General features: G+C 53.5%; 8 protein-coding genes and 2 pseudogenes. 1 reads left to right on the top strand and 9 read right to left on the bottom strand.

Annotated elements, in window-relative coordinates; genetic code table 11:
• A pseudogene (locus tag CRG49_RS05920) lies at positions 1-78 on the top strand (IS1595 family transposase); the annotation flags it as partial.
• Between the two features lie 25 nt (positions 79-103).
• Here CRG49_RS05920 and CRG49_RS05915 read toward each other — a convergent pair.
• The 9 genes and pseudogenes from CRG49_RS05915 to CRG49_RS05875 all read right to left on the bottom strand — a co-directional run bounded on the left by CRG49_RS05915 (position 104) and on the right by CRG49_RS05875 (position 8017).
• The gene (locus CRG49_RS05915) at positions 104-352 is read right to left on the bottom strand and encodes a type II toxin-antitoxin system Phd/YefM family antitoxin (RefSeq protein WP_095501920.1); all 249 of its coding nucleotides are present in this window, start codon (positions 350-352) and stop codon (positions 104-106) included.
• Between the two features lie 202 nt (positions 353-554).
• Positions 555-1313: an ABC transporter ATP-binding protein gene (locus tag CRG49_RS05910; RefSeq protein WP_095501919.1), complete on the bottom strand. Its 759-nt coding sequence runs from the start codon at positions 1311-1313 to the stop codon at positions 555-557.
• Positions 1314-1373: 60 nt separating this feature from the next.
• Entirely contained in the window at positions 1374-2348 is a 975-nt protein-coding gene (locus CRG49_RS05905) for an iron chelate uptake ABC transporter family permease subunit (protein WP_095501918.1), read from the bottom strand.
• A gap of 64 nt (positions 2349-2412) precedes the next feature.
• Positions 2413-3053, bottom strand: a pseudogene (gene bioD, locus CRG49_RS05900) (dethiobiotin synthase).
• Between the two features lie 65 nt (positions 3054-3118).
• The gene (gene bioC / locus CRG49_RS05895; RefSeq protein ID WP_095501916.1) at positions 3119-3877 is read right to left on the bottom strand and encodes a malonyl-ACP O-methyltransferase BioC; all 759 of its coding nucleotides are present in this window, start codon (positions 3875-3877) and stop codon (positions 3119-3121) included.
• Entirely contained in the window at positions 3874-4518 is a 645-nt protein-coding gene (locus tag CRG49_RS05890; RefSeq protein WP_095501915.1) for a DUF452 family protein, read from the bottom strand. The genes bioC and CRG49_RS05890 overlap by 4 nt, the downstream gene beginning before the upstream one ends.
• Positions 4519-4564: 46 nt before the next feature.
• The gene (locus CRG49_RS05885) at positions 4565-5731 is read right to left on the bottom strand and encodes an 8-amino-7-oxononanoate synthase (protein ID WP_095501914.1); all 1167 of its coding nucleotides are present in this window, start codon (positions 5729-5731) and stop codon (positions 4565-4567) included.
• Complete coding sequence (gene bioA, locus CRG49_RS05880; RefSeq protein ID WP_095501913.1) at positions 5718-7013, bottom strand: adenosylmethionine--8-amino-7-oxononanoate transaminase; 1296 nt, start codon at positions 7011-7013, stop codon at positions 5718-5720. The genes CRG49_RS05885 and bioA overlap by 14 nt, the downstream gene beginning before the upstream one ends.
• A gap of 35 nt (positions 7014-7048) precedes the next feature.
• Positions 7049-8017 (bottom strand): ABC transporter permease, encoded by a 969-nt coding sequence (locus tag CRG49_RS05875; RefSeq protein WP_095501912.1) that lies wholly within the window; start codon positions 8015-8017, stop codon positions 7049-7051.
• Between the last annotated feature and the right edge of the window lie 133 nt (positions 8018-8150).

The following is an 8150-nucleotide window of genomic DNA, read 5'->3' as shown; positions in this document are numbered from 1 at the left end:
ACGGAGTTTAGGTTTAACCACCGGCATGAAGATTTAGGTAAAATATTAATGAAGATGCTTCGAAATAACCCAATTTAATATTTTTGCTTCCTAAGCCCCTAATTTATAAGTCATCTACAGATACCTCAATGGAGGGTTCGTTATCCCGTTCCATTGCGACACGCATTAGGTATTGGTCTTCTAAAATTTCGAAGATTTCATCATATAAATCGGCAGGAATGCAGTAAAAAGCAGGGGTATTGCGATTTAAAATGGCGACCACATCACCTTGCCCACTTTTCACGGTTTCCATAGGATTTTTTTTCAAGTCACTAATACTGGCAACAAAACGGCTGTGAATAGGTTTAGTCATGATATTGGTTTCCTTTAGTACACCATGGTGCCTTACTCAAGAATGGTTGTTTTAGTTTAGGCAAGATGGAAAAATAGGGCTTTTAAAGAAATCATTAATAGGTCTTTTATTAGGTCTTATTCTGCCGTATCAAAAATCAAAAGTCAATGAAAAGGCCGTCTGAAAAAATATCTTTCAGACGGCCTTGATTCAGTGATCCGCATTACACGTGATGCACCACCAATTTTTTCCCTTCGTAATCCAATACGTCCACATCCATATCAAATAAATCCAGAATATTTTCTTTGGTAAACACATCGTTCGGCGTGCCTTGCATAGCGACTTGGCCGTTTTTCATCGCCACCACATAATCCGCATAAGCCGCAGCTTGGTTGATGTCGTGCAACACCACAACGGTTGTGCGCTGGTGTTCGTGGGTTAGGTGTTGCAAAAGCTGCATCAGCGAGCGGGCGTGATACATATCGAGATTGTTCAGCGGCTCATCGAGTAATACATAATCCGTGCTTTGGCAGAACACCATCGCAATCATGGCGCGCTGGCGTTGGCCGCCGGAGAGTTCAGTTAGGTAGCGGTTGGCAAATGATTCCAGCTGAAAGCGGTGCAATGCTTTTTCCACAATCGCTTTACATTCTTCAGACGGCCTGCCTTGGTGATACGGATAACGCCCGAACATCAGCAAATCACGCACGGTAATGCGGCTCATGATGCTGTTTTCCTGCGTCAGAATCGACAGGGTTTTGGCCAGCTCGGCCGTTGGTGTGGTAGTGATGTCTTGGCCGTTGTAACTGATTTTACCCTGCGTCAGCGGCTGCAAACGCGCCATAAACGACAGCGGTGTCGATTTGCCCGCACCATTGGGGCCAATCAGCGCAGTAATGCCGCCTTGCGGAATATCGAGGGAGACGTCGTTTAAAATAAGGTTGTTGCCGATTTTGTGGCTGACATTTTGGATTTTAATCATGGATTCGGTTCGTCTGATGATTTTTTAAAATAGGATTGGGCGTTTGGTTATTCGATTAAATTAAGGCTTTTTCTTCAAAATCAAATATAAAAACACCAAGCCGCCGGCGAATTCGACTACCACGCTCAATACGGCCTGCATGCCCAAGAAATGCTCGAACAAGGTTTGGCCACCGACCAGTAAAATGCCGGCGGTGCAAAACGTCATCGGCAGGCGCACGGCGTGTTTCATGTTGGGGGCAAAATGGTTGGCCAGCGCCACGACCAACAGGCCGAAGAAGCTGACGGGGCCGACCACGGCGGTGGCGGTGGCGACCAGCGCGGCGATCCACAGCAGCAGCCACAGTGTGTTGCGCGAATAGTGGATGCCCAAATTAATCGCCTGATCGCGTCCGAGCATGTACACATCCAAGCGGTGGCGTTCGCGCCAGATAAACACCACGCTGGCCAGCAGCACCACCGCGCCGATGGTAATCAGTTGCGGATTGACGCTGTTGAACGAGGCAAAGGTGTAAGCTTGCGCCACGGCAAATTCTTCGGGGTCAATCATGCGCTGCAACAATGATGCCAAGCTGCGGAACAGAATGCCGAAAATCACGCCGATCAAAATCATGCGCGCCAAATCGCGGCCGCCCTGTTTCATCAGGGTGGCAAACAGCAGCATTGAGCCGCCCATCATCAGCACCAATTCCAGCGAGAATTTGCCCAATATCGGCAGCGAAGTGAAACCAACGCCACCCAACACAAACACCAGCAAGGTTTGCAAAAACACATACAGCGCATCAAAGCCGAGTATCGAGGGCGTGAGAATCGGGTTGTTGGTCAGCGTTTGGAACAATAAGGTGGACACGCCGACGGCATACGCGACCAGCAGCAATGCGGCCAGTTTGGTCAGGCGCAGGGGCAGGGCGAAATCCCAGTTGCCGTTGACGTTGTAGGTCAAAAACAGGGCGCAGCAGCCGATGAGCAGGGCAAAAGCCAGCCACAGCGGTTTGTTGCTGCTTGGTTGTGAAAGGGGAACAGTAGGCGCGTTCATCAAAATCGTCTAATTGGTGGGGTTAATCGTTAATATGGGTTGAGGCCGTCTGAAACGTTTCGGCCTACCATTCGGTAAACGCCAAATCCATCCATTTTGCTTGCGGAAAATGGGCGGCCAAATACGCGTGTAAATAGCGGCGTGTGTTTTCTTTAATCAGTTCGTCGCTGCATGGGTAATGGTTGTAAACCACGGTATCCAAGGTGATGCTGCGCATATGGCAGGCGGCCAAACTCAACAGCGTGTGGTTGATGCTGCCGAGCTTGGCGGAAGTCACCAATACCACCGGATAGCCTTGCCGGGCGATGTAATCCAGCGTGGTTGTATCGTCACGATAAGGCACGGCCAAACCGCCAGCGCCTTCGAGCAAGACATAATCATAATGTGCGGCCAATTGCTCGGTGGCGGCGGTGATGCGCTGGTCGTCAATTTCCGTTTGTTCCAAAGCGGCGGCCAAATGCGGCGAACACGGATGCGCGAACACATAAGGGCAGGTGGTGCCGTCGAGGTCTTCGGGCAGCCAATCTATGCCTTGAATGTGGCGGTGTGTCTGCAAATCGGCCGATAATCCTGTGCAGCCGGTTTGCACCATTTTTGCGTAATCACGCGGTGGCCTTGTGCGGCCAATTGTTTGGCCAATACGCCGGTGGCCACGGTTTTGCCGACATCGGTGTCGATGCCGCTGATAAACAATACTTTTCCCATCATTTTCCTTTGCTCGCTGTGTGCCGCTGGTGTTTCAGACGGCCTTCTTGAATACGGCAGGCGGTTTATTTTTTGCGTGCGGTAATATAAAGCGGCGTGTAATCCAAGCCGACCCGACCATCCGCCAAGGCATGGTGCGCGCGGTATTGCGTTTCAAAGGTGTGCAGGCGCTGTTTCGTCCACACAAAGTCGGTATGGGTAGCGGTGACACCGGTGTATTGCAGGTGGCGCAAGGCATCGCGCGGGGTGTCAAAAGCCAGCGTAATTGTGCGCTGCTCAATCGCCAAAATGTCGTAGTCGCGTTGCAACCAATCTGCCCATTGTGCCGCCGTTGGGTAATGCAGGCCGCTGCCGGTCAGCGCGCGGATGGGGTGCAGATTGTCGGGCGTAAACGTGTTAAACAACAACAGGCCGTCTGAAACCAACATCTGCGCTGTGCGTCGGATAAACGCATCAGGTTGCGCCAGCCATTGCAGCGCGGAAGCGGAAGCAATGATGTCGTAGCCGCTGCCTAAATCGATGGCTTCGGCATCACCGAAACGGTATTCCGTTTCAGACGGCCTGTTGTCTGGCCAATCTGGTGCGCAAGCGGCATTCAAATCGTTTAACACCAGCTTTGCCTGCGGGAAACGTTGTGCCAACAGGCGGCTGAATAAGCCGGTGCCGCAGCCGATTTCCAGTATTTGGGCAACACGTTCGGGTGCATAAAGTGCCAACCATTTATCCAGCTCGCCATGAATGATTTTTTGCGCTTCGGCATGGCGGTCGTAATGCGGCGTGGCGGCGGCAAAACGCGCGGCGATGCGCTGTTTGTCGGGCATCATGTGGCCGCATCCCAACGCGGCCAATGCAGATGTGGATAATGGCCGCCGTCAAATTCGACGATGGGGCAGCGCGATTGCCAGTAGGCCGATTGGTTGGCCGCCGGAATAATGCGGTCGCGCGTACCTATCCATGCTTCGTGCCAAGTCAGCAAATTGGTGCGGCGGTCGGCTTGCACGGCCTGATGCAGAAACTGCAATTCTTCATGCAGGCTGTCGTGGCTGTGGTGGCCGTCAAGTTGGCGGTAGTGCGCCAAGCTGTCGGCATCGGCGCACATGCGCTGCTCGAATTTGGCGCGGTTGCGCTCATCGAAGCGGGCTAAGGTTTGGTCGAACACGGCGCAGGGAATGCCGAATTGGTCATTATAGGGCAAGCCCGTGCCGTTGACGGCGATCGCCCAATCCACGGTCACGCCCTGCATGGCACGCTCGGCAACCCAAACGCCCATCGACCATGCCAACACGCCGATGCGGCGGTAGCGGCTGAAGTCAAACGCTAAAGCGGTGTCGCGGTAATCACTGCACAACAAAATATCGGCATCGGCCGGTGCCAAGGCTTCCGCCACGCTGTCGGGCGTGCCCCAGCCGGCGAAATAAACCAAAAGCGTGTCCGCATTCGGGCGGGAAATCAATCGGGTGTGCATGGTGCTTGTGTTCTTTTCATAATGTTTCAGACGGCCTGTTATGATTTTAGGTGGTCGTTGTGTTTAGGGTTTGGATAAACCCGTTTAATTCATCGTCGCTGATGTCGGCCGTGAGCGACAGCCTCACGCGTGCGCTGCCTTGCGGCACGGTAGGCGGACGAATCGGCAGACAGTAATAGCCCTGCTGTTGCCATGTTCTCGCCTGCTTGACCGCCGCTTCATTGCTGCCGAGTACACACGGAATAATGTGGCTGTTTGCCTCTGCCAACATGGGCGACGGGTAATGCGTTGCCACCGCTTCACGCAGACGTTGGCTGAGTGCGGCCAAACGCTTCCTACGCGCTTTCATTTCGGGCAGCTGCTGGAAGATAAAATGCGTCCACGCCATATTGATTGGCGGTAGGGCGGTGGAAAAAATCAAAGTGCGCATGTGGTTGGTCAAGTATTCCTTAATTAAACCACTGCACACGGCAAACGCGCCCACCGAAGCCAACGCCTTGCCGAATGTGCCGGTTAAGATGTCGATGTCGGCCACGCAGCCCTGCATTTCTGCCAAGCCCAAGCCGGTTTCGCCATATGCGCCGACCGCATGGGCTTCATCGACATACAGCAATACATGGTCATACCGTTTTTTCAGGCGCACCAAATGTGGTAGATCGGCCGTGTCGCCATCCATGCTGAACAGGCTTTCGGTCACGATGATGACGCAGCGGTAATCGGCGGCGCGTTGTTCGAGCAGGTGTTCAAGCTGGGCGTAATCATTGTGGCGGTAGCGCAGATAATCGGCGCCGCTTAAGCGGATACCGTCAATCAGGCTGGCGTGTACCAATTTATCGGCCAAAATCAGCGTTTTTTTGTCGGCTAGCGCCGGCAGAATACCGACATTGGCATGATAGCCGCTGTTGAACAATAAAGCCGCTTCACGCTGATAACGCGTGGCCAACAGCGCTTCCAACTCCTGATAAATTGGAAAACCGCCGGTCAGCAGCCGTGATGAAGAGGACGACCACAGCTGCTCGCAGCAGGCATCGCTTGCTAAAAATTCATGCCGTAAGGCTTCATCGTGCGCCAACCCGAGATAATCATTAGACGATAAATTCAGCAACTTGAGGCCGTCTGAAACAATATAGCGGCCTTGCTGCGGTAAATCGGGCAGACGGCGCAAACGGTCTTGGGCTTTTAATTCGTCCAGCGCGTGTTTAAAGTGTTGCACCGTATTCCTCCGCCAAAGCAGCCAGCAGGCCGTCGGTTAATCGGGTCAATTCATCCGGCGTGATGATAAACGGCGGCATCAGATAAACCAGTTTGCCAAACGGCCGCACCCAAACACCATGCGCCACCAGCCGCGCTTGCAACGAAGCCATATTGACCGGTGCCTTCATTTCAATCACGCCGATGGCACCCAGCACGCGCACTTCAGCCACGCATGCCCATTCGGTGGCAACTGCCAAATCCTGCCGCAATTGCGCTTCAATGCGGGCAATGTGCTCTTGCCACGGGCTTTCCAGCAGCATGGCAACCGATTCGGCGGCCACGGCGCAGGCCAGCGGATTGGCCATAAAGGTTGGGCCGTGCATAAAGCAGCCAGCCGCGCCTGATGAGATGGTTTTAGCCACTTGGGTGGTGGTAATGGTGGCCGAAAGTGTGAGGTAGCCGCCCGTGAGTGCTTTGCCCAAGCAGACAATATCGGGCACGGTGTCGGCGTGTTCCATCGCAAACAGCTTACCGGTGCGGCCAAAGCCGGTGGCGATTTCATCAAACACCAGCAACACACCATGCGCCGAACACAATTCGCGCGCTTTTTGCAGGTAAACCGGCGAATAAAAATACATGCCGCCCGCGCCTTGTACAATCGGCTCCACAATCAGCGCGGCGATTTCGTGGCCGTGTGCCGCCAGCAGGTCGCGCAACGGCTCGATGGCTTCATCACGCCACGGTTCATTGAATTTGACGGCAGGTTGCGGCAGAAAATATTGCACCGGCAAGCTGCTACCAAACAAACCGTGCATACCGGTGACCGGATCGCAAACCGACATCGCATGCCAAGTGTCACCGTGATAGCCTGCTCGAATGGCGGCAAAACGGTTGCGCTCAGGTTGCCCGATGGCTTGCTGGTATTGCAGTGCCATTTTCATGGCCACTTCAACCGCCACCGAGCCGCTGTCGGCATAAAAAACCTTGTTCAACGAAGGCGGCAGAATGCGTAATAGTAATTCGGTCAGCTGCACCGCCGGTTCGTGGGTCAAACCGCCAAACATGATGTGGCTCATTTGTTCCAATTGCGAAGTGGCAGCTGCATTCAAACGTGGGTGATTATAGCCGTGCAGCGCCGCCCACCACGAAGACATACCGTCAACCAAGCGACGGCCGTCTGAAAGCGTGATCATCACGCCATCGGCACGCGCCACCGGATAGACCGGCAATGGCTCGGTCATGGACGTGTAAGGGTGCCAGATGTGGTGTTTGTCGATATGAAGCAGGTGATCGGTGTGCATATTCGGTATTCTTTAGGTAGGCCGTCTGAAACGTTTCAGACGGCATGGGCAGGTTTTCTCAACAATAAACCTAAGAATAACACCGTACCGGCTACGCCGAAAATCACCGATACCGGAATTTCAAACGGAAACACCACCAAGCGGCCGATAATGTCGCACAGCAACACCAGCGATGCGCCCATCAAGGCCACCGCCGGCAGGCTTTGGCGCAGCTTGTCGCCCATCAGGCGGCTGATGATGTTGGGCACAACCAAGCCGATAAACGGAATATTGCCCACCGTCACCACCACCAGCGAGGTAATCAGCGCCACGATAATCAAACCCACCCACAAAATGGTATTGCGGTTTAAGCCCAGGTTCACGCTGACCGTTTCGCCCAAGCCGATGATGGTGAGCTGGTCGGCAATCAGGTAGGCAAACACCGCCAATGCGCCGGTGAGCCACAGCAATTCATAACGCCCCAGCAACACCCCTGAAAAATCACCTTGCTGCCACACGGTCAGCATTTGCAGCATATCGGTTTCATATGCGATAAACACCGCCACCGATTCAATCACACCGCCGAAAATAATCCCCACCAGCGGCACCATCAATTGCGCGGTCGGCGGCAGTCGGCGGATGAGCGCCATAAACACCAGCATCCCCACCATCGCTGCTACTGCTGCCGCCGACATCTTCACCAATAGGGCGGCCGACGGTACAAACAATGCCATCAGCAGCAAACCCAAAGACGCGCTCTGGCTCGCGCCCACCATCGACGGTTCGACAAAACGGTTGCGCATCAAAATCTGCATAATCATGCCCGCCACCGCCATCGAAGCGCCGGTCAACACAATCGCAAACGTGCGCGGCAAGCGGCTCACCCACATCAGTTGCATACTGTCGGACATATCGAACAGATTGCGCCAATCGAAACTGGCCACGCCGACCGACAGGCTGATGAAAAACAGCACAATCAGAGCGAAAATGCTGGCTAGGTTTAAGGAAAGGGCGTTTTTGAACATGGGTTTTATTTATTCATTAAAGTGCATTTTATTTTCAGACGGCCTTGATGTATTTTTTAAAAGGCCGTCTGAAAATAAAACGTAAAGATAAAAAATACCGATACGCTAAACGCGTTCAGACGGCCTTTGCTTA

The sequence above is a fragment of the Neisseria sp. N95_16 genome (assembly GCF_002551535.2).
Classification (GTDB): domain Bacteria; phylum Pseudomonadota; class Gammaproteobacteria; order Burkholderiales; family Neisseriaceae; genus Neisseria; species Neisseria brasiliensis.
Note: the sequence above shows the minus strand (reverse complement) of the source record. Positions and strands in the feature narration are given on the sequence as shown.

Excerpts from the sequence above, each read along its gene's own strand:
- CRG49_RS05915 (WP_095501920.1), bottom strand. The coding sequence starts at position 352 with ATGACTAAACCTATTCACAGCCGTTTTGTTGCCAGTATTAGTGACTTG.
- CRG49_RS05910 (WP_095501919.1), bottom strand. The coding sequence starts at position 1,313 with ATGATTAAAATCCAAAATGTCAGCCACAAAATCGGCAACAACCTTATT.
- CRG49_RS05905 (WP_095501918.1), bottom strand. The coding sequence starts at position 2,348 with ATGAACGCGCCTACTGTTCCCCTTTCACAACCAAGCAGCAACAAACCG.
- bioC (WP_095501916.1), bottom strand. The coding sequence starts at position 3,877 with ATGATGCCCGACAAACAGCGCATCGCCGCGCGTTTTGCCGCCGCCACG.
- CRG49_RS05890 (WP_095501915.1), bottom strand. The coding sequence starts at position 4,518 with ATGCACACCCGATTGATTTCCCGCCCGAATGCGGACACGCTTTTGGTT.
- bioA (WP_095501913.1), bottom strand. The coding sequence starts at position 7,013 with ATGCACACCGATCACCTGCTTCATATCGACAAACACCACATCTGGCAC.
- CRG49_RS05875 (WP_095501912.1), bottom strand. The coding sequence starts at position 8,017 with ATGTTCAAAAACGCCCTTTCCTTAAACCTAGCCAGCATTTTCGCTCTG.